The organism is Leifsonia sp. Leaf264, assembly GCF_001422325.1.
Taxonomy (GTDB): domain Bacteria; phylum Actinomycetota; class Actinomycetes; order Actinomycetales; family Microbacteriaceae; genus Orlajensenia.
The window spans coordinates 249,058-268,757 of sequence record NZ_LMMR01000008.1 but is presented as its reverse complement, the minus strand read 5'-3'; the positions used below and the strand labels follow the sequence as shown (position 1 = coordinate 268,757).

Annotated in this window: 18 protein-coding genes; 11 read left to right on the top strand and 7 right to left on the bottom strand. The window is 68.9% G+C overall.

The genetic code is table 11. The annotated features are described in order from the left end of the window. The first annotated feature begins 76 nt into the window (after positions 1 to 76). Entirely contained in the window at positions 77 to 982 is a 906-nt protein-coding gene (locus ASF30_RS20330; protein WP_082468182.1) for an ABC transporter permease, read from the top strand. Continuing rightward, the gene (gene acs / locus ASF30_RS20325; RefSeq protein WP_055911129.1) at positions 979 to 2,973 is read left to right on the top strand and encodes an acetate--CoA ligase; all 1,995 of its coding nucleotides are present in this window, start codon (positions 979 to 981) and stop codon (positions 2,971 to 2,973) included. The genes ASF30_RS20330 and acs overlap by 4 nt, the downstream gene beginning before the upstream one ends. Before the next feature lie 62 nt (positions 2,974 to 3,035). Here the strand turns inward: acs and ASF30_RS20320 are convergent, their stop codons facing one another. Both ASF30_RS20320 and ASF30_RS20315 read right to left on the bottom strand, forming a co-directional pair. Next, positions 3,036 to 3,794, bottom strand: coding sequence for a DNA alkylation repair protein (locus ASF30_RS20320; RefSeq protein ID WP_055910988.1), 759 nt, complete (start codon positions 3,792 to 3,794; stop codon positions 3,036 to 3,038). 64 nt (positions 3,795 to 3,858) lie between these two features. Then, positions 3,859 to 4,326, bottom strand: a complete 468-nt coding sequence (locus ASF30_RS20315) for a hypothetical protein (RefSeq protein WP_055910986.1) — start codon at positions 4,324 to 4,326, stop codon at positions 3,859 to 3,861. Between the two features lie 274 nt (positions 4,327 to 4,600). Between ASF30_RS20315 and ASF30_RS20310 the strand changes: the two genes are divergently transcribed. Beyond that, entirely contained in the window at positions 4,601 to 6,043 is a 1,443-nt protein-coding gene (locus ASF30_RS20310) for a DUF6421 family protein (protein WP_055910983.1), read from the top strand. 3 nt (positions 6,044 to 6,046) lie between these two features. Here ASF30_RS20310 and ASF30_RS20305 read toward each other — a convergent pair whose 3' ends face one another. From ASF30_RS20305 to ASF30_RS20290, 4 genes are all read right to left on the bottom strand, one after another. Next, positions 6,047 to 6,646: a DUF4232 domain-containing protein gene (locus tag ASF30_RS20305; protein ID WP_055910981.1), complete on the bottom strand. Its 600-nt coding sequence runs from the start codon at positions 6,644 to 6,646 to the stop codon at positions 6,047 to 6,049. A gap of 19 nt (positions 6,647 to 6,665) precedes the next feature. Continuing rightward, the gene (locus ASF30_RS20300) at positions 6,666 to 8,816 is read right to left on the bottom strand and encodes a M1 family metallopeptidase (RefSeq protein WP_162240784.1); all 2,151 of its coding nucleotides are present in this window, start codon (positions 8,814 to 8,816) and stop codon (positions 6,666 to 6,668) included. A gap of 110 nt (positions 8,817 to 8,926) precedes the next feature. After that, on the bottom strand, positions 8,927 to 9,541 hold the full coding sequence (locus ASF30_RS20295; protein WP_055911127.1) for a sugar O-acetyltransferase: 615 nt from the start codon (positions 9,539 to 9,541) through the stop codon (positions 8,927 to 8,929). A gap of 23 nt (positions 9,542 to 9,564) precedes the next feature. Continuing rightward, the gene (locus ASF30_RS20290) at positions 9,565 to 10,860 is read right to left on the bottom strand and encodes an MFS transporter (RefSeq protein WP_055911125.1); all 1,296 of its coding nucleotides are present in this window, start codon (positions 10,858 to 10,860) and stop codon (positions 9,565 to 9,567) included. Positions 10,861 to 10,990: 130 nt separating this feature from the next. Here ASF30_RS20290 and ASF30_RS20285 point away from each other — a divergent pair, with 130 nt between their 5' ends. From ASF30_RS20285 to ASF30_RS20270, 4 genes are all read left to right on the top strand, one after another. After that, complete coding sequence (locus ASF30_RS20285) at positions 10,991 to 12,412, top strand: AAA family ATPase (RefSeq protein ID WP_055910978.1); 1,422 nt, start codon at positions 10,991 to 10,993, stop codon at positions 12,410 to 12,412. 9 nt (positions 12,413 to 12,421) lie between these two features. Further along, positions 12,422 to 12,808 (top strand): phage holin family protein, encoded by a 387-nt coding sequence (locus ASF30_RS20280; RefSeq protein WP_055910976.1) that lies wholly within the window; start codon positions 12,422 to 12,424, stop codon positions 12,806 to 12,808. Positions 12,809 to 12,883: 75 nt separating this feature from the next. Then, positions 12,884 to 14,320 (top strand): sensor histidine kinase, encoded by a 1,437-nt coding sequence (locus ASF30_RS20275; RefSeq protein ID WP_082468176.1) that lies wholly within the window; start codon positions 12,884 to 12,886, stop codon positions 14,318 to 14,320. Continuing rightward, a complete protein-coding gene (locus tag ASF30_RS20270; protein ID WP_055910974.1) occupies positions 14,317 to 15,036 on the top strand; it encodes a response regulator in 720 nt (239 codons plus the stop codon). Before ASF30_RS20275 ends, ASF30_RS20270 begins: the two co-directional genes overlap by 4 nt. Before the next feature lie 49 nt (positions 15,037 to 15,085). Here the strand turns inward: ASF30_RS20270 and ASF30_RS20265 are convergent, their stop codons facing one another. Continuing rightward, positions 15,086 to 16,525, bottom strand: coding sequence for an HNH endonuclease signature motif containing protein (locus ASF30_RS20265; RefSeq protein ID WP_055910972.1), 1,440 nt, complete (start codon positions 16,523 to 16,525; stop codon positions 15,086 to 15,088). Between the two features lie 192 nt (positions 16,526 to 16,717). Here ASF30_RS20265 and ASF30_RS20260 point away from each other — a divergent pair, with 192 nt between their 5' ends. The 4 genes from ASF30_RS20260 to ASF30_RS20245 all read left to right on the top strand — a co-directional run bounded on the left by ASF30_RS20260 (position 16,718) and on the right by ASF30_RS20245 (position 19,698). Further along, a complete protein-coding gene (locus ASF30_RS20260) occupies positions 16,718 to 17,119 on the top strand; it encodes an ArsR/SmtB family transcription factor (protein ID WP_055910970.1) in 402 nt (133 codons plus the stop codon). Then, positions 17,112 to 17,576: an SRPBCC family protein gene (locus ASF30_RS20255; RefSeq protein WP_055910969.1), complete on the top strand. Its 465-nt coding sequence runs from the start codon at positions 17,112 to 17,114 to the stop codon at positions 17,574 to 17,576. Before ASF30_RS20260 ends, ASF30_RS20255 begins: the two co-directional genes overlap by 8 nt. Before the next feature lie 137 nt (positions 17,577 to 17,713). Next, positions 17,714 to 18,598 (top strand): ABC transporter ATP-binding protein, encoded by an 885-nt coding sequence (locus ASF30_RS20250; protein ID WP_055910967.1) that lies wholly within the window; start codon positions 17,714 to 17,716, stop codon positions 18,596 to 18,598. Continuing rightward, positions 18,595 to 19,698, top strand: a complete 1,104-nt coding sequence (locus ASF30_RS20245) for an ABC transporter permease (protein WP_055910965.1) — start codon at positions 18,595 to 18,597, stop codon at positions 19,696 to 19,698. The genes ASF30_RS20250 and ASF30_RS20245 overlap by 4 nt, the downstream gene beginning before the upstream one ends. Positions 19,699 to 19,700: the final 2 nt, after the last annotated feature.

The window sequence follows — 19,700 nt, the reverse complement described above, 5'->3', positions numbered from 1 at the left end:
CCAGTCGTGCGGGGCGCTGCACCGGCGCCCCGCACGACCGCAAGCACGAATCCCGCACCCGAGAGAGGAGAGACCGATGAGCTATCAGACCGAACCCGACGCGCGCACGCAGGTGGTCGCCGGAGTCTTCGGCAGCTCCATCGTCGAGCACCCTGCTGCTCCGGATGCCGGGAGCCAGCGGCCTCCGGGCGGCACTGCCCCGCGCGAGAACGGGCGCAAGCGCCTCACCAGCCGGCGTTGGTTCGTCATCGTCGGCGGCGCACTCCTGCCGCTGCTCATCCTCGCCGTCTGGCAGGTCGCCTCGACCACCGGCCTCGTTCCCATCTCCCAGCTGCCGTCGCCCGAGATGGTCTGGCTCGCCGCCGTCGACCTCGCGCAGCGCGGCCAGCTCGGCCTCTACGTCGCCATCTCGACCCAGCGCGTGCTGATCGGCTTCGCCATCGGCGGCGCACTCGGCCTCCTGATCGGAGCCGTCGTCGGACTGTCGCGCCTGGCCGACATCCTCCTCGCTCCCACGCTCGGCGCCATCCGCGCCGTGCCGTCCCTCGCCTGGATCCCGCTGCTCATCCTGTGGTTCAAGATCGGCGAGGAATCGAAGATCATCCTCATCTCGATCGGTGCGTTCTTCCCCGTCTACACGATCGTGGCGTCGTCCCTGCGGCATGTCGACCGTCACCTCATCGAGGCCGGGCGAGCGTTCGGCCTCAGCGGTGTTCGTCTGTTCACGTCGGTGCAGCTCCCCGCCGTCGTGCCCTCGGTCATCTCGGGCCTCCGCCTCGCGCTCGCCCAGTCGTGGTTGTTCCTGGTGGCTGCCGAGCTCATCGCCTCGTCGATGGGTCTCGGATTCCTGCTGAACGACTCCGGCCAGAACGGCCGCATCGACCGCATCTTCCTGGCGATCATCCTGCTGGCCCTGCTGGGCAAGCTGACGGATGCGCTCGTCGGCCTCTTCGAGAAGTGGGCGGTGCGCAAGTGGGCGTGAACGACACCATCAGCGCCCTGCTCGACGAGCAGCGCCGCTTCCCGGCACCGGCCGGGTTCACCGCGGAGGCGAACGTTCCGCACTCGGAGTACGAGCGGGCGGCATCCGACCCCGTGGCGTTCTGGGCCGAGCAGGCCGAGCGCCTCGACTGGGCCGAGCCGTGGCACACCGATCACGCCTGGGCCCCTGCGGTGACGGATGCCGCCGGCGACCTCTCCGTACCGCGTGCGGAGTGGTTCGCGGGCGGTCGGCTCAACGTCGCCGTGAACTGCGTCGACAGGCACGTCGACGCCGGTAACGGCGAGCGCATCGCCTTCCACTTCGAGGGCGAGCGCGGAGACCGTCGCTCCCTCAGCTACGCCGAGCTGCAGCGTGAGGTGGCTCGCGCCGCCAACGCCCTCACCGCCCTCGGCATCACGCAGGGCGACCGTGTGGTCGTCTACCTGCCGGTGCTGCTCGAGACCGTCATCGCCACCCTCGCCATCGCCCGCATCGGCGCCGTGCACTCGCTGGTGTTCGGCGGCTTCTCGGCCGAGGCGCTGCGCTTCCGCGTCGAGGACACCGGCGCCAAGCTGCTCATCACGACCGACGGTCAGTTCCGTCGTGGCCGGGCCGTGGCGGTCAAGGAGGCCGCGGATGCGGCCGTCGCCGGCGTCGCGTCGATCGAGCACGTGCTCGTCATCAGGCGCACCGGCGACGAGACGCCCGACATCCCGTGGACCGAGGGGCGCGACGTCTGGTGGCACGAGGCCGTGGCTGCGGCATCCGATGTGCACATTCCGGAGTTCTTCGACGCCGAGACCCCGTTGTTCATCATCTACACGAGCGGCACGACGGGGAAGCCGAAGGGGCTCGTGCACACCAGCGGTGGCTACCTCACCCATGCCTCGTACACGCACTGGGCCGTCTTCGACGCCAAGCCCGAGACCGACGTGTACTGGTGCACCGCCGACCTGGCCTGGGTCACGGCGCACAGCTACGTGCTCTACGGCCCGCTCTCGAACGGCGTCACCAGCGTCATCTACGAGGGCACGCCGAATACTCCGCACCCGGCGCGGCACTTCGAGATCATCGAACGCTACGGCGTCACGACGTACTACACCGCTCCCACGCTGATCCGCAGCCTGATGACCTGGTTCCCCGACGGCGTTCCCGCCGCGCACGACCTGTCGAGCATCCGCCTGCTCGGATCCGTCGGCGAGGCGATCAACCCCGAGGCGTGGATGTGGTTCCGCGAGAACATCGGAGCGGGCCACGCGCCCATCGTCGACACCTGGTGGCAGTCGGAGACCGGCGCCGCGATCATGGCTCCGCTCCCCGGCGTCTCGACCCTGAAGCCGGGCTCGGCCCTGCGAGCGCTGCCCGGGCTGCGGGCTTCAGTCGTCGACGAGAACGGCGTCGAGGTGCCACGGGGCGCAGGCGGCTACCTCGTGATCGCGGGCACCTGGCCCGGGATGGCGCGCACGATCTGGGGCAACCCCGTGCGCTATCGCGACTCGTACTGGGCGCGCTTCGCCGAGCAGGGGCTCTTCTTCTCCGGCGACGGCGCCAAGTACGACGCCGACGGCGACATCTGGCTGCTGGGACGGGTCGACGACGTGATCAACGTGTCGGGCCACAGGCTCTCGACGATCGAGATCGAGTCGGCGTTGGTCGCGCATCCGGCCGTCGGCGAGGCCGGGGCCGTCGGAGTGACGGATGCACTCACGGGCGAGGCCATCGCCGCGTTCGTCGTCCCGTCGTCCGGCGTGCTCGACGACCCGGCGCTGCTCGACGAGCTGCGCCGCCACGTGGCCCAGCTGATCGGACCCATCGCCAAGCCGCGCGACATCCTGCTGGTGCCCGACCTGCCGAAGACCCGCTCGGGCAAGATCATGCGCCGTCTGCTCGTCGACATCGCCGAGGGTCGCACGCTGGGTGACACGACGTCGCTTCAGGACGAGAGCGTTCCGGGGCGGATCGCGGAGCTCCTCACCGCCGCGACCTCCTGACCGCCTCCGGTCTCTGAGGGCCGAGCGAAGCGACCGCCAGCAGCGTGTCACCCGGTCCTCGATCAGCGGAGCTCCCGCGGCACCGCCCGGTACTGCGCTCGCAGCTCCGGCGAGAGGTGCTCGGTCGCGTAGGAGAGCGCCGTGCGCGGCATCCGTCCGGCGTACTCGTCGAGGAAGCCGATCAGCAACTCGCGGTCGACGCGCTTGCCGACCTCGCGCAGCATCCAGCCGACGGCCTTGTGCATGAGGTCCTCGGTGTCGCCGAGCAGTAGGGGCGCCAGGTCGAGAGTCGTCGAGGCATCGCCGCGGTTGATGAAGCCCTGCGTCGCGATGATCGCCACCCGGCGTTCCCAGAGGTCCGGGCTGGCGGCGAGCTCGAACAGCACGTCGCGCGGGCGGTCGAACAGCCAGCCGCCGAGGATGACTCCGGCCGAGGCGTCGACCAGGTCCCAGTTGTTCACCCGGCCGCGGCGCACGGCTGCGAGGTACCAGTCGGCGATGGCCGCACGGCGCTCCTCGTCGCGAGCAGCGGGCCGCGAGGCGCGCTCGAGACTGTTGCAGGCGATGATCAGTCCGCTGAGCCTGTGCTCGTGCACCTCCGAGTCGAGCAGCGCATCCAGCTCGGTGACCGGCAGTGCGGGGAACAGTCTCGCCACGCGACGTTGCGCCGGAACGGTGATGCCGATGAACACGTCACCCGCGCCGTACTGGCCCGGCGCGGTCTTGAAGAAGCCCTGACTGCTCGCTGCGCGCTCGGGGTCGGCGAGCTCGGCGAGCGCCTGCACGACGACGGCCGCGGACTGCGGTGCTGCATCCGTCATGGAAGCGGACTCTACCGCTGACGGATGACGCACCGCAGTCCGCGGCCGTCGGAGAGGTGTGCGACTAGCGCGCTGCGGGTGCCTCGGGGTCGGCGGCCGGTGCAGCGGGCTCGCTCACGACGACCGGCTCGGCAGCAACGGGGGCAGCGACCGGCGCAGCGGTGGCGGTCTCGAGCTCGTCGACGCCGTCGATGTCGTCATCGAGGAAGTCGTCCTCGAAGACGTCGATCTCGGCCACGACGGCGTCGCGGCGGAATCCGTTCAGGCCGATGAGGATGCCGATCGCGGCGAGCGAGATGACGACGCCGATGATGCCGGCCGACAGCACGGCGGAGGAGACGCTGATCGCGGACTGGCCGCCGTAGACGTCCGTGGCCGTGGCGGTCTGGCTCTCGAGTGCCTTGCTGAGGGCGGCGAGGCCTGTCGTCGTCTGCACGTAACCCACCACGGCGGCCACGAGCGCAAGCACGAGGGTGATGATCGGCAGGGCGAGCTTGGCGGGCGAGATGCTGCTGGAGCGGGGAGTTGACACGGAACGAACCTCTGACTTCTTCGAAGGGGTGTGGATGCGCGCCACGTTAGGGACGCACGCTATGACCAGCCTATGAGCAAGCTGTGAAGGGGCCCGGCTGTGACCGCTCGTGACGTGCTCTCGGACATCCGTTGCGCGAGGCAGCGGGAACCCGCTCACCACTGGCTGGCCACGCAGCAAAGCCGCGTCGGCCCTCAAGAAAACGCCCGGTGAGCCCGTCTAGCCTTGATGAAGCGGGGGTTTCCTCGCGCGCCTGAAGGATCGGAGGTTCACAATGTCCAACGCCACGCTGTCAACGCAGGCCGTCATCGGAGAGCCCGAGGTCCTCGAGGACGCCCGTCCCCTCGCCGCCGAGGTCGAGGCCCATCCGGCCTGGCTCCGTCTCAAGGACGCGGCCGGCACCCTTCAGACGCTGCAGACGAAGGACGGCTCGGTTCCGGATGCCGAGAACCACGCGCACGCGCACGGCCTGGTCTCGGTGCTCACCGACGCCATCACCGAACTCGCCCCGCTGTTCCCGCACGACGCCGCCTACCTCGACGCCGTCGTGGTCGACTTCGACCGCTGGGCACGGGACGGCTTCGGCGTGCCCGACTTCTACGACTCGCTGCTGGCGTTCCAGCCGCAGCAGCACCGCATCGACGGACTGCGTCACCTCGTGGTGTTCCCGATGTACACGCAGAACGGATCGACGAACCGCTTCGTGGAGGCCGTGCTCGTCGAGGTCATCTGGCCCGAGTTCATCGCCGCGCTCGAGGCCGGCGACTACGCCAACAAGCTGTTCGTGCCGATCCGTTTCGTGGACTTCACGGCCGGATATGACACCAATTCGGCCGTGCTGTTCCCCGAGACCGTCGCGATGCGCGCCATCCCGACCTTCACGTGGGGCGCGATCTTCCAAGACCGCGAGGCCGCCCGCTACCGCCGCGTGGTGCGCGAGGCTGCGGGCATCACGAAGCTCGAGCTGCCGGATGACGCCGCGGCGATGCTGGACGACCAGCAGCTCACCGAGGAGACCTTCGTGATGTGGGACCTCATCCACGACCGCACGCACATGCGCGGCGACCTGCCGTTCGATCCGTTCATGATCAAGCAGCGGATGCCGTTCTTCCTTTACTCGCTCGAGGAACTGCGCTGCGACCTCACGGCATTCCGCGAGTCCGTGAAGATCACCCGGGCGCTGCGGGCGCGGGTCGCCCAGGGCGAGTCCCTCGGAGAGCTCGACGCCGAGACGCTGCACCACTCGACGCTGGTGCAGTACGCGGTGATCTTCGATCGCATCTTCCGCTTCTCGATCACGGGTTCCCGAGTGCGCAACTACGACGGGCTCGGCGGCCAGCTGCTGTTCGCGTGGCTGCACCAGCACCACGTGCTGCACTGGACCGACACCCAGCTCACCTTCGACTGGGACGCCGTCCCGGATGCGGTGGTCGCGCTGGGCGATGCGATCGACGAGCTGTACTGGAAGTCGATCGACCGCCCGAAGACCGCACACTGGCTGGCCGCCTACGACCTCGTCGCCGGCGTGCTGACGCCGAACCCGGCATCGAACTGGGCGCGCGGGCTGCCGATCGACGTTCTCGCCGGAGCGCCGAAGGGCTACACGGACCTCGTGCTGGACGACGAGTTCCCGCTGTCGATGTTCTTCGAGGCCCTCGACAAGAAGATGAAGGTCGTCATCGAGTCGACCGTGGGGATCACCGGCGCCACGGCCTAGTCCTCAACCCGCCAGGACGAGCGAACCCACCGACAGGGTTCTCGTGTCATCCGCGCAGACCGGGATGGCGGCCGGGACGGGGACTCCCGGACCGGCCCCGTCCGCGGTGAAGCGCGCGAGCAGAGTGGTCGACTGCGCCTCGGTGCAGCTAAAGGCCCCAGGTTGCGTACCGTGCAGGCGGGCCACCGCGACCCCCTTCGGCTCGATCGTCACGGCCGACTCCGGTCCTTCGCCGTCCGCGGCCGCCCCGAGTTGGACCCCGTCGGCGTCCTGGGCGACCAGCCCGGGGAAGCCGTCGAAGGAACAGGCCGCCGCCGACACGTTCGTGAAGGTCAGGTCGCCGTAGAACTGGCCGGCGCCGGAATCCTGCGGTCTCGCCGTGTACGTGCCGGTGAGCTGCTCGTCCTGGCAGGCCGCGGCGGCTCCACCCGGCGGAGTCGGAGTCGGTGTCGGTGTCTGCGTCGGTGTCGGAATGGCCGTCGTTGTCGCGACCGCGGTGCCCGTGGATGCCGACGGTGACGACGGACTCCCCGAGCATCCGGCGAGCGCCGTCGAGAGCAGCGCGACCGCCAACGCCGTCCCGACGATCCGAGACGCCGTCATTCCGCCCCCGACACCGACGTCATCCCCGGCGCTGCTCCGGATGCGCCGGCTCGAGCAGCTTCGTCGGCGCGCTCGGTGAGCCGAAGGTCCGAGCCGCGGATGCGTCATCCGGCGCCACCGGCTTCTCCCCCGTGAACAACCAGTCGTCGAAGAGGTCGCCCAGGTCGGCTCCCGAGATCGACTCGGCGAGCGCGATGAACTGCGTCGTCGTGCCGTTGCCTCCGGACTTCTTGTGCGCCCAGGTCTGCACGATGTCGAAGAATGCCTCGTCGCCGACGGTCAGCCTCAGCGCCTGCAGGGTCATTGCTCCGCGGTCGTAGACGGCTCCGTCGAAGATGTCATCAGCTCCCGGGTCGCCGATGGTGAGTTGCCAGAACGGGTCATCGGCGGGCGCCGAGTAGAGGTCGTCGAAGTACGCCTGCGGATCGGCGTAGCCCTCATGCTCAGCCCACAGCCACTCGGCGTAGGTGGCGAAACCCTCGTTCAGCCAGATGTCGCTCCAGCGTTTCAGGGCCACGTCGTCGCCGAACCACTGGTGAGCGAGCTCGTGCACGACAACCCCGTCACCCTGCTCCGGCGTACCCGTGAAGAACGCCTTGTCGTAGATCGGCCTGGTCTGGTTCTCGAGGGCGAAGCCCAGGCCGCTGAAGTCATCGACGATCCCACCGGCCTCGTCGAAGGGATACGGCCCGAACTGCTGCTGCAGGAAGGAGATGATCTCGGGCTCGCGACCCAGGCTGGACGTCACCTGCGCGCCGATCGGCGGCGGGCCGTCGCTCGTCGCGATCCAGTCGTTCGTATTGCCCGGGCTGCCTGCCGGTGCACCGGGAACCGTCCAGCCGTCGAGCGGGTCGGCATCGGCCTCGAACGAGGTCGACCCCTGTCCGCCTGGTCCGGTGACGTCATCGATCGCGACGCCGTCGAGTTGGACGGCGTAGTCGCTGACCGAGGCGATGGCGAGATCGATCGTCTGGCCCGCGTAGGCCGAGAGGTCGATGGTCCACGGCTCCCAGCCGTTTCCCGACCCCGTCGCCGCCGACCAGGTTCCGGTCGACCCGGTCGGCAGGCAGGCGTCGCCGCTGCCGTCGTCGCCGAGGTAGTGGCCGAGGAACGGATGCTGCGCCAACAGGTCGGCACAGCCCGAGTTGCCGGCATCCGTCGTCGTGATGCCGCTCTCCTCGGGCAGGGTGGTCCAGTCGTCGCTGCCGGCGGGTGCCGCCTCGACGAAGGTGAAGTCCCAGCCGTCCTCGACGGCGCGATCCATCCAGAAGGTCAGCGACCCGCCCGTGGCCGGAACGTCGAAGCTGCGGCTCAGCCGCTTGTACCCGTCGTCGGCCTTCTGCGAATACGCGAAGGAGGCGCCGGTCCGAGGAGTGATCGTGGGCGTGAAGAGATCGGGGTCGACGGCGTCGAGGTAGTGGATGCCGTCTGCATCGCGCTCGTCGATGTCGAACTGGCCGATGGTCGCCGTGGCGAGGTAGCTCGCCATGGGCTCGTCGACGTTCCAGATCCACTCGTCCTTGCTGCCGATGCGTCCGTGGCGCAGCAGCTTCCCGTTCGAGAGCGCCTCGACGCCCTTCGGAACCGTGATGCGCACCGAGTAGAGCGCCTTGTCGGCCGGATGGTCGTTGGACGGGAACCAGCTGGCGGCCACGAAGGGCTGTCCGGCCACGAGCGTCCCGTCGTCGGTGTTGTAGAAGCCGGCATCTCCGAGGACGGAATCCTCGTAGATCTCCGGCACCCCGGTGTAGGAGACCGTCGTGAAAAACGGCAGCCCTGACCGCAGTGCCGCTGCCGGCGTGACGACGAGTTCGTCCCCCGTGCGCTTCCAGGTCGCCTTACGGCCGTTCACCGTGATCGACTTCACTGTCAGGCCGTGCAGATCGAGATCGAAGCGGCTCAGGTTCTGGGTCGCCTTCGCCGTGATGATCGCGTGCCCTGTGAGCACATCCGTCGCCGGCACGTAGTCGATGTTGAGGCCGTAGTGCTTCACGTCGTAGCCGCCGTTGCCCGAGAGCGGGAAGTACGGGTCGCCGATGCCGGGCGCACCGGGGCTCGGTTTCGAGGCCGCCGGCGCGGATGCCGGGGCCGCCGAGGCCGCCAGAGCCGGCGTGATCGCCAGCACTGCTCCGGCGAGGAGGGCGACAAGGGGGAGAGCGCGCTGTTTCACGGGAGTACCTCGCAGTCGTAGGGAGGAGGACCGTACCTGCCCATGGTGACGCCGTTGAGGATTCCTCACAAGGGGCGTGTCGTCTTCGTGACCTGTTCGCCCCGAGGGAATCAGTGCGCGGAGGTCCGCGTCGCGAGATCGGCGTCGGTGATCTCGCGCACGACGCGAGCCGGCGTGCCGACGGCGACGGACATCGCCGGCACGTCGCGGGTGACGACGGCGCCAGCCCCGATCACCGATCCGTAGCCGACGCGCACCCCGGGGAGGACGACGGCGTTGCTGCCGATCCACACCCTGTCCTCGAGCACGATCGGCTCCGAGAAGCGGGCGAAATCGACGCGGCGGGAAGGATGGACCGGGTGTCCCGTGGTGGTCAGAGTCACGCTCGGCGCGATCATCACGCCGTCGCCGATGCGGATCTCCACGTCATCGACGAAGGTGATGTTCACGTTGCCGAAGAAGTCATCGCCGATGTGGACGTTGCTTCCGAAGCCGGCATGGAACGGCGGGAGCAGGATGGTGCGCTCTCCGACCGAGCCCAGGATCGATTCGAGGAGTTCGCGACGACGCCCGGCCCGGCTCGGTGGCGTGCGGTTGTAGTCGAAGACGAGGTCGGCCCTGCGGAGCGGGTTCAGGAACGCGGCCTCCGACTCCGAGTAGATCAGGCCTGCACGCATCCGTTCGAGAACCTCCCGTTGGAGGTCGGCGGAGGGTCCATCGGGCATCCGGCCGTGCTGCGCCTCGTCGGTCACGACTGCGAGACCGCGGGGTCGGCATCCGATGCAGGTCCGGTATCGGCATCCGCCAGTGAGACGGCGGTGTCGGACGGATCGTGCTGCGCCCGGCTCGCGAACAGGAACGGCAGGGCGATCAGCTCGATGACCCCGCCGATGACCAGAGACGTGCCGTAGCCCCAGAGGTCGGCGGCACGACCGAGGGCCGGCTGGATGACGACGCCGCCGGCGCTGCCGAACAGGGAGTCGAAGGAGAGCACCGTCGCGCGCTGCTTCGACGGGATCATCCCGTTGAGGTACGCCTGGCGAACGGGGCCGACGACGGCGAAGACGAAGCCCCAGAGCACGAGCAGCACGAGAGCGAGCCAGAAGATCGAGTTCAGCCCCAGGGCGATGAGGAGCAGGACGCTGGCCACGGATGCCGAGATCACGACGGTGGTGCGCTTGTGGAACATGCCGCGCACCCGAGGGGCGAGCACCCCGCCGGCCACCTGGGCGAGCGAGAGGATCGCGGCCGCGAGGCCAGCGACACCGTACGCGGTCGGGTCACCGTAGAGCTCGAGCAGGTACGGCTGCATGGCGTAGAACGCGTAGATGCCGACGCCGGACGCGAACGGGGCCGCCAGGATCATGAAGCGCACCGACCGCTTCTTGAGGCCGTACTGGATCGATGCCCGCAGCACGGTGCGCGTGGCCCGGATCGGACCCTCGGAGCGGTCGGGCGTGAATCCGAGGTCTTTCATGACCAGTGCCGCTATGACGAACATGACGACCAGCACGACGGCCCTCAGCACGAACGGCACTCCGAGGTTCGTCAGCTGCGCGACGAATCCGCCCAGCACCGACCCCGTGAACATGGCGATGCCGGTGACGATGAGCCCCCGGCCGAAGACGCCCTCGAGCGAGCCCGTGAACCCCACAGAGGCCAGTGCATCGACCAGCCAGGCGTCGACGGCGCCGGAGAAGAAGGTGAAACCGAGTCCGAGGAACACCGACACGATCGCCCACCAGACGAAGGGCGCGTGCCAGACCCAGAGCATCCAGTACAGCCCCGTCGTGATGGCCAGGGTCACAGTTCCGAGCAGGTAGGACGCCTTGCGCCCCACGGTGTCGGCGACGACCCCCGTCGGCACCTCGAACAGCACCATCCCCGCGGTGAAGAAGGCGTTGGCCGCGAAGGCCTCGAAGTTCGTGAGGCCGGCATCGAGCAGGAACAACGTGTTGATGCCCCAGATCAGCGAGGCGGCGAGGGTGTTGCCGAGCATCAGCACCAGGTAGATGCGCTGCACTCGACGGGCGGCGGGGTTCACCCTGCCCATGGTCCTCGGGAGACGGCCCTTCCGCTAGTGCGGCGGCGCGACTGGCCGACCGGCGCAGCCACCGTGAGCGAGTACTCGGGTACCGCTAGCCTGAGCGGATCGAAGCGAGCCTGGGGGAACCGTGGACGAAGAGCAGAGCCGATTCATCGAGACGTTCCGCACGTTCATCGAGGAGGTCCTGCAGAGTCCACGCGCCTTCGTCGAGCAGCGCACTCCGCTCGGCGATGTCGTCGCCGCATTCCTTCGCGCTGACATCGAGGCGTTTCCAGTGATCAGCGAGGACCTCGCTCCCCATCGGTTGGTCGATGCCGACATCGCGCTCGACGAGCTGGCGGCATCCGGAGCCGATACTGCGTTGGATCCCCCTCGAGTGATCGGAGTGGGTGGCGGTTCCCAGCGTGAACACTCGACGTTCGCCGAGCTGCTGCGGAACCCCCATGTGCAGTTCATGCCAGCGCCTGTGGACTACGTGTCGAGCGCGACGGGGCCGGCGACCGAGCGTCGCACGGTGTCATTCGGGGTGCGGCTGCTCCACCTGGACGGCAAGCCCATCGCTGTGCTGCAGCGCGGACCCCGCGACGAATACGGGCGAAGCAGTGCCCGGCTCGAGATCCTCGCGGCGGAACCCGAGTCTGCGGCACGCCTGCTCACCGAGGTGCGGCGCCTCATGCTGGAACGCAGCGTCCTGCGCGGCCAGGTGCTCGCGTTCAGCGGCAACGAGTACGGCAGCGGCGGAGCGGGCGCCGACTTCCTTCCGCGCCCGGTCGTGTCAGCCGAGGACGTCGTGCTCGCTCCGGGCATCCTCGACGACATCGTGCGCCACGTCGTCGGCATCGGCGAGCAACGCACCACACTGCGCGCCGCCGGTCAGCACCTGAAGCGAGGTGTACTGCTCTATGGGCCTCCCGGGTCCGGCAAGACCCTCACCGTGCGCCACTTGCTGAGCAGCACGCCGGGAACCACGGCGGTGCTGCTCACGGGCACGAGCATCCGGTTCATCACCCACGCGGCCGACCTGGCACGGGCCATGCAACCCGCGATCGTGGTGCTCGAGGACGTGGACCTCGTGGCGATGGAACGCGATATGTATGACGGTCCGCAGCCGCTGCTCTTCGCCGTGCTCGACGCCCTCGACGGTCTCGACGGCGACGCCGACGTGGCGTTCGTGCTCACGACGAACCGAGTCGAGGTGCTCGAGCGCGCCCTCGCCGACCGTCCGGGCCGGGTCGACCTCGCCGTCGAGATCCCGCTGCCCGACGCGGATGCGCGCCGGCGCCTGTTCTCCCTCTATGCGCGTGACCTGCCGCTGTCGGAAGCTGCGGTGACGGATGCCGCCGAGCACGCAGACGGCGTCACCGGGTCGTTCGCCAAGGAGCTCATGCGCCGCACGGTGCTGCTGGCGGCCGAGGAGCACCGCGCACCGACCGACACCGACCTCGCCGACGCCCTCGAGGCGCTCCTGTCGACGCGGGAACAGCTCACTCGCCGACTCCTCGGGGCACGGGAGGACTCGCACCTACCCAGCCAGCCCGGCGAGGAGTAGCTTCTGGTCATGGTGCGAATCCTGATCCGTGCGGCGATCTTCCTCGGAAGCGCCGCCCTCGGCCTGCTCGTGGCCTCACTGATCATTCCCGACTTCCACGTGCACACGGCGGGCTTCGTCGTGGCCATCGTGGTGTTCGCGCTGGTGCAGGCGGCCGTCGAATGGCTCGTGCGCAGGCTGACGACGTCCTCCGTGCCCGTGATCGCCGGCATCGCCGGACTGCTGTCGACCTTCATCGCGCTGCTCGTGGCCTCCCTCGTCACCGACGGACTCAGCTTCGACGGCCTCTTCGCGTGGATCCTCGCCACCGTCATCGTGTGGGTGATCACAGCCCTCGCGACCTGGCTGCTGCTCAAGTACCTGCTGCCGACGCCGAAGGCCGCTGCGACTCGCTGAGGCGCTGCGCTCCTGTGTGCAGGTATCCCCCGCACGACGGATGGCGCCCCTGCCTCGTTTCGCTAGCGTGAGGGCATGAGCTCCTCCGCCGCGGCACCAGCCGCCGGACCCGCCGCCGGTCCTGGGCCGGGTCCCGCCGCGCCCGTCGTCGAGGACGGCGTCGAGTGGGTGCGCCCGCGGCCGGATCCTCGCAGCTATCGCAATGACGCGATCCTCGCCCTCGTACTCCTGGTCGGCACGGCCGTCAGCCTCATCTTCTACAGGGCGACGGGCACCTACGCCGAGGAGCCGTGGTGGATCGCGTTGCTGTGGGCGGCCGGAATGAGCCTGCCTCTCGCCGCACGTCGTCGCTTCCCGGAGATCGTCGCCGTGGTGGTGAGCATCGTCTACGCCGCCGGAGTGGTCGGACAGGTCGCCGAGCTGCTGATCAGCCAGATCGTCCTGTTCATCTCCGTCTACACGGTCGGGGCGTGGGGCCGCAGCCGACTGATCGCCAACATCACCCGAGGCGCCATCGTCGTGGGCATGTTCGCCTGGCTGTTCTGGCAGCTCATCTTCTTCTCGGCCGTGCAGGACTACCTGCCCGACCTCGAGCGCTCGACCGACGGCTACATGTCGCCGTACATCGCCTTCGGTGCCATCCAGATCTTCACCAACCTGCTGTTCTTCTGGGGTGCCTGGTACTTCGGGGACTCCGCCTTCCGAGCCGCCAGGGAACGCGCCGCCCTCGAGCAGCGCACGGCCGAGCTCGCCGGCGCCCGCGCCCGTGCGGAGGCCCAGGCCGTCGCGCTCGAACGCGTGCGCATAGCCCGGGAACTGCACGACGTCGTCGCGCACCACGTCTCGGTGATGGGGGTGCAGGCCGGGGCGGCGCGTCGAGTCCTGGCATCGGACCCGCAGGCGGCATCCGCGTCCCTCAGCGCCATCGAGGCCAGCGCACGATCGGCCGTCGACGAACTGCATCGCCTGCTCGGCACCCTGCGCGATGACAGTGTCGACTCGGGTGCTGTCGCGGTGACGGATGCCGCCAGCACGTACGGGCTCGCCCGACTCCCCGCTCTCGTCGACGAGGCCGCATCCGCCGGGCTCCCCTCGACGTTCACCGTGATCGGCGCGGAACGTGCCGTGCCGGCGACGGTCGAGCTCAGCGCCTACCGCATCACCCAGGAGGCGCTCACGAATGCGCGCAAGCACGCCGGAGCCGGCGCGACGGCCGACGTACGCCTGCGCTACCTCGACGACGCCGTCGAGCTCGAGGTGGCGAACACCGGTGCGAGCTCTCCGCGTCGCGGGAGCGGTTCGGGGCTGGGGCTCATCGGCATGCAGGAGCGGGCGGATGCCGTGGGCGCAGTCGTGGAGGCCGGCCCGCGCAGCCGCGGCGGCTGGCTGGTGCGCGCACGGTTTCCGCTGGCCGTCGGGGTGGCGGACTCCGAGGGGTCGGCCTCCGAGGGGTCGGCTTCCGAGGTGTCGGCCTCCGGGGCGACGGCTTCAGACGTCGAGGACACAGCATGATCCGCGTGCTGATCGTCGACGACCAGGCGCTGGTGCGCGGCGGATTCCGCACCATCCTCGCCTCGGAACCCGGGATCGAGGTTGTCGGCGAAGCAGCATCCGGGGAGACGGCGATCGAGCTGACCCGGGAGCTCCGCCCCGACGTGGTCTGCATGGACGTGCAGATGCCCGGAATGGACGGCCTCGCCGCCACGCGCATCATCACCGCCGATGCCAGCCTGCACTCGGCTGTGCTCGTGCTCACCACCTTCAACCGCGAGGACTACCTGTTCACGGCCCTGCGTGCCGGCGCGAGCGGCTTCCTGCTCAAGAACTCGACGCCCGAGGACCTCATCGAGGCCGTGCAGGTGATCGCGCGCGGCGAGGCCCTGCTCTCGCCCGCGGTGACCCGGCGAGTGATCGCCGCGTTCGGAGTATCAGGGGCGCCAGCGGTGACTGCGCCTGCTGCACCTGCCGCACCGCCGGCCGCCTCGACGCCTCCGGCTTCGGCTACCCCGCCAGCCGCGACCCCGCTCACCGACCGCGAGCGGGAGGTGCTGGTGCTGCTCGCCGAAGGACTGTCGAACGCCGAGATCGCGGCACGCATCTTCGTCGGCGAGGCCACAGTGAAGACTCACGTGTCGAAAGTGCTGCAGAAGCTGGGCCTGCGCGACCGCGTGCACGCCGTCGTCTACGCCTACGAGAACGGCGTGGTGCGTCCGGCGCCAGCTCGCTGAGGTCGGTCACCGTCGCGGTCGCGGTCGCAGTCGAAGTCGCAGCGCATCTTCAGTTGCGCAGACGTCGTGCGAGGGCGTCCTGTTGCCGGGTGCGTGATCCTCGGGGCGGCCGCCACACCTGGAGTCCGAGGGCAGGCGGCGGCATGATCTCGGGATGCCCGTTCACCATGCGGATCCGCCAGCCCGAGGTGTTAATGGTGCGGTGGTGGAACCAGCACAGCAGCACCCCGTTGGACACGTGTGTCGCCTTGACCGCCGCCCAGGCGATGACGTGGTGTGCTTCGGTGAACTGGGGCGCGATCCCGCAGATTATGCAGCCACCGTCGCGGGCGGCGAGGGCGCGTCGTTGGGCCCGGTTGAAGCAACGTTCAGTGCTGCCCAGCCGAAGGATCTCCCCGTCGGTGCTGATGGTGACGGGTTGGATGCCGTTCGCGCAGCAGAGCTGCTCGACAGCACCGGCCGACAACGGTACGTCGAGCCCGTCGACGTGACCAGCACCGGTGACAGCACCGGTGTGCTCGTCGAGGTCGGTCGCCAGAACATGGGTGACCATCGTCGCCGACGCGCCGTTCAGGGTGGGGAGTTCCTCGGACCGGCCTGCCAGTGCGAACACCGCAGCCAGGACGTCGTGTTGGCGTTGCACTCGGCTGCGTGGATCGCGCGGTCCCTCGTCAGCCTCCAGGGCCGCGCGTTCCTCCTCGGTGAGGAACTTCAGCGACGAGTGCACGTTCGTGGTGGCATCGAAGACGGCCTGCAACTGACCGGCTACCTCGGGCAACAGGGACCCGCTCACCGGGATCAGGCCGTTCCGTGGCCGATGCAGTCGCAACGATCGCGACTCGAACTCCGTCACCGAAGGTTCGGCACCATCAGGGTTCAAGGCCAGCACCCAGACCGACGCCTGATCGTTCGTCTCGGCCGGAGTCACCGGCGGCAACGCCGGAGCATCCGGAGCCGGGGAGGCCCCGATCGCGGCGCACACCAACTCGTGTTCGGCGGGCAGGAACCTCGACAGGGTGTCGGTCGGGCAACCGACCATCGCCTTCGAGAGGGCTGTCGTGATCGCGGTGGCCGAGTCGATGCCGAGCCGCCCTGTCGCGAGTCCGCGACGCACCACGTCGAACGGCGCCGGCAAGGCTTCTCCGGACAACGACAACCCCGGCCTCGTCTGAATGCCGAGCTTGAGCCGGGCCCGCGCGGTCTGCGGGGACACCCGGGCGACGCGTTCCAACAACTCCACCGGGGTGGCGCAGCCGAACCGTTCTGGCAGCGTCTGCGGGCCCAGGATGCCCCGCGACCTGTCGGCCACCTCGCCGGCGAACGCGATCCGGCCGGCATCGGCCGGGCGGCCGAACTCCTCCATCAACGCCGCCCCGGCCAGGAGATCCTCGTCCGTCGTGCCGGGCAACACCCCCACAGTCGTGGCCTCAGCCAGCAGCGGCATCGCCGCAGCGAGCGCCTCCTGCATCAGCGACTGGAGCGTTTCCATACCCTGACACTACGGACACCCACCGACACTCGAGCTGCCCGATAGGCCAACTGACCGGGTATTTTTCGTCCACACCCTGTGGACTCCTGCTTCTCCGCAGCGGGGTGTGGAGGAGCGCCTACCGCCGAGCTCTTGACCAGCGCCAGCATCCGCCGTACATTTAAGCAATTCATTAATTAAGGAGTTACTTACATGCCGGATTCGGCGACAGATGAACTGAGCCTGGTGTTCCATGCTCTCGCCGATCCGACGCGGCGCGCGATCCTCTCGCGCCTCTCGACAGGGGAGGCGACGGCGGGCGAGCTCGCGGAGCCCTTCGCCATCAGCCGCCCGGCCGTGTCGCAGCACCTGCGGGTGCTCGAGTCCGCTGGGCTCATCGACCGCAACGCACGCGCGCAGTGGCGCACCTGCACGATCCGCACAGAACCCCTCGACGACGTCTCCGCCTGGATCGACGAGCACCGAGCACTCTGGACCGAGCGCTTCGACCTGCTCGAGCGCCTGAGCGCCCTGAAGCAGGAGAGACAGCAGCAGGACCAGACGAAGAACCACCCGGAGCAGGACAACAAGGAGAAGCAGAACCCCCATGGTTGAGACACTCGCCACGAGCGCGAAGCACTTCACCATCGTGCACGTCTTCGATGCGCCGCGCGCCGACATCTGGCGCGCCTGGACCGACCCTGACGAGGCCGCGTTCTGGTGGCATCCGCGTGGCATCGAGACTCCCCGGGAGAGCGTCGAGATCGACACCCGTGTCGGCGGCAGCTACAGCTACACGATGGTCGCTCCCGACGGCAGCACCTATCCCACCTACGGCGAGTACCTCGAGGTGGTCGAGCCCGAGCGACTCGTCTTCACCTGGGGCCACCCCGATCGGCCCGACGAACCGCAACCGCTGCTCACGGTGGAACTGGCCGAACACGGCGACGACGGCCAGCAGACCGAGATGACCTTCACCGTGCGCGGCATCGATGGCAAGGCCGGCGACGACGACGTCTACGACGGCTGGGAGAGCGCGTTCGGCGTGCTCGACGAGCGCCTGGCGGCGTAGTCGGCGGCACAGTCGGTCTGCGTAGTCGGCCAGTGCGGGCGGCATCCGCCGCTCGGGTGAGACCGCTGCCGGATCGCAGCGAAGAACCACCCGTGCGACGGATGCCGAAACTCCATCGCCGTCCGTAGCGTAGAGCCATGCTCGAACTGAGGAACATCACCAAGCGCTACGGCGAGCGCACGGCTCTCGACGACGTCAGCTTCACCGTCGGCGACGGACGCATGACGGGCTTCGTCGGCGGCAACGGCGCCGGCAAGACCACGGCCATGCGCATCATCCTCGGAGTGCTCGGGGCCGACGCAGGCTCCGTCACCTCCGACGGGTCGCCGCTCACCGCCGTGGACAGGCGCCGCTTCGGCTACATGCCCGAGGAACGCGGCCTCTACCCGAAGATGAAGGTGCTCGAGCAGATCGTCTACTTCGGACGACTGCACGGCTGGAATCCGGCATCCGCCCGCCGCAACGCCCTCGACCTGCTCGAGCGGCTCGGACTCGCCGAGCGCATCGACGACACGGTGGAGAGCCTGTCGCTCGGCAACCAGCAGCGCGCGCAGATCGCCGCGGCCCTCGTGCATCACCCCGATGTGCTCATCCTCGACGAGCCGTTCTCGGGCCTCGACCCCATCGCCGTCGAAGCCGTGCAGGCGGTGCTCACCGACTACGCCGGCCAGGGCGCGCCCGTGCTGTTCTCCTCGCATCAGCTCGACATCGTCGAGCGGCTCTGCGACGACCTCGTGATCATCTCCGGCGGCCGCATCCGCGCCGCAGGACCACGCACCGAACTGCGCGACACCCACGCGCCGGCCACCTACGAGTTGCTGCTCGACAGCGACGTCGGCTGGCTGCGCTCCCTTCCCGGCATCACCGTGATCGAGTTCGACGGCGGCTATGCCCTGTTCGAGGCCGAGACGGATGCCGCCCGCCAGGCCGTGCTGCGAGAAGCGCTGACGCACGGCGAGGTCGTCAGCTTCGGCCGCCAGAAGGTCACCCTGGCCCAGATCTTCAAGGAGGTCGTGCGATGAGCATCACCCGGAACACCACCGACTACGCCCCGCCATCGCTGGGATCCAGTGTCGCCCTCGTCGCGGGCCGCGAGATCCGGATGCGGCTGCGCAGCAAGGCCTTCCTCATCTCGACCGGCATCCTCATGCTCGCCGTGCTCGCGTCCGTGCTGTTCGGCAGCATCGCGAGCGCGAACCAGTCGGAGCCGAAGGTGGCCGTGATCGGCTCGGCGGAGCAGGTCGTCGGAGAGACCGGGCTGGAGGTGGTGCCGGCGAGCGACCGCGCCGAGGCTGAGCAGATGCTGCGCGATGGCGAGATCGAGGCCATCGTCGTGCCGGGCTCTGGCGGAACCGGAGTCACGGTCATCGGCTACGACTCGGTGCCGAGCGCCGTCGTCGCGAGTCTCAGCGTCGCCCCCGGCGTCGAGCTGCTCGACCCCGACGCGCCCGATCCGTTCCTCAGCTACATCGTGGCCCTCGGGTTCGGCATCGTGTTCTTCATGTCGGCCATCACCTTCGGTTCCACCATCGCGCAGAGCGTCGTGGAGGAGAAGCAGACCCGCGTGGTCGAGATCCTGCTGTCGACCGTTCCCGTGCGTGCACTGCTCGCCGGCAAGGTGATCGGGAACAGCGTGCTGGCGATAGGTCAGATCGTGGCGATAGCCGTCATCGCCATCGGCGGACTGATGGTCACGGGCCAACGCGTGCTCATCGGCGGCCTCGGCGAATCGGTGCTCTGGTTCGTGGTGTTCTTCCTCGTGGGCTTCGTGATGCTCGCCGCCCTGTTCGCCGCGACGGCCGCCCTGGTCTCCCGCGCTGAAGACGTCGGCAGCGTCACGTCACCCGTGACCATGCTCGTGATGATCCCCTACTTCCTGGTCATCTTCTTCAACGACAACGCCACCGTGCTCGCGATCATGAGCTACATCCCGTTCTCCGCCCCGGTCGGCATGCCGATGCGCATCTTCCTCGGGCAGGCCGAATGGTGGGAGCCGTTCCTGTCCCTCGGCATCCTGCTCGTCACGACCGCTGTGGTGCTCTGGATCGGCGAGCGCGTCTACTCCAACTCGCTGCTCAAGATGGGCGGCCGCGTGAAGCTGGCCGAGGCGATCAAGGGCTGAGC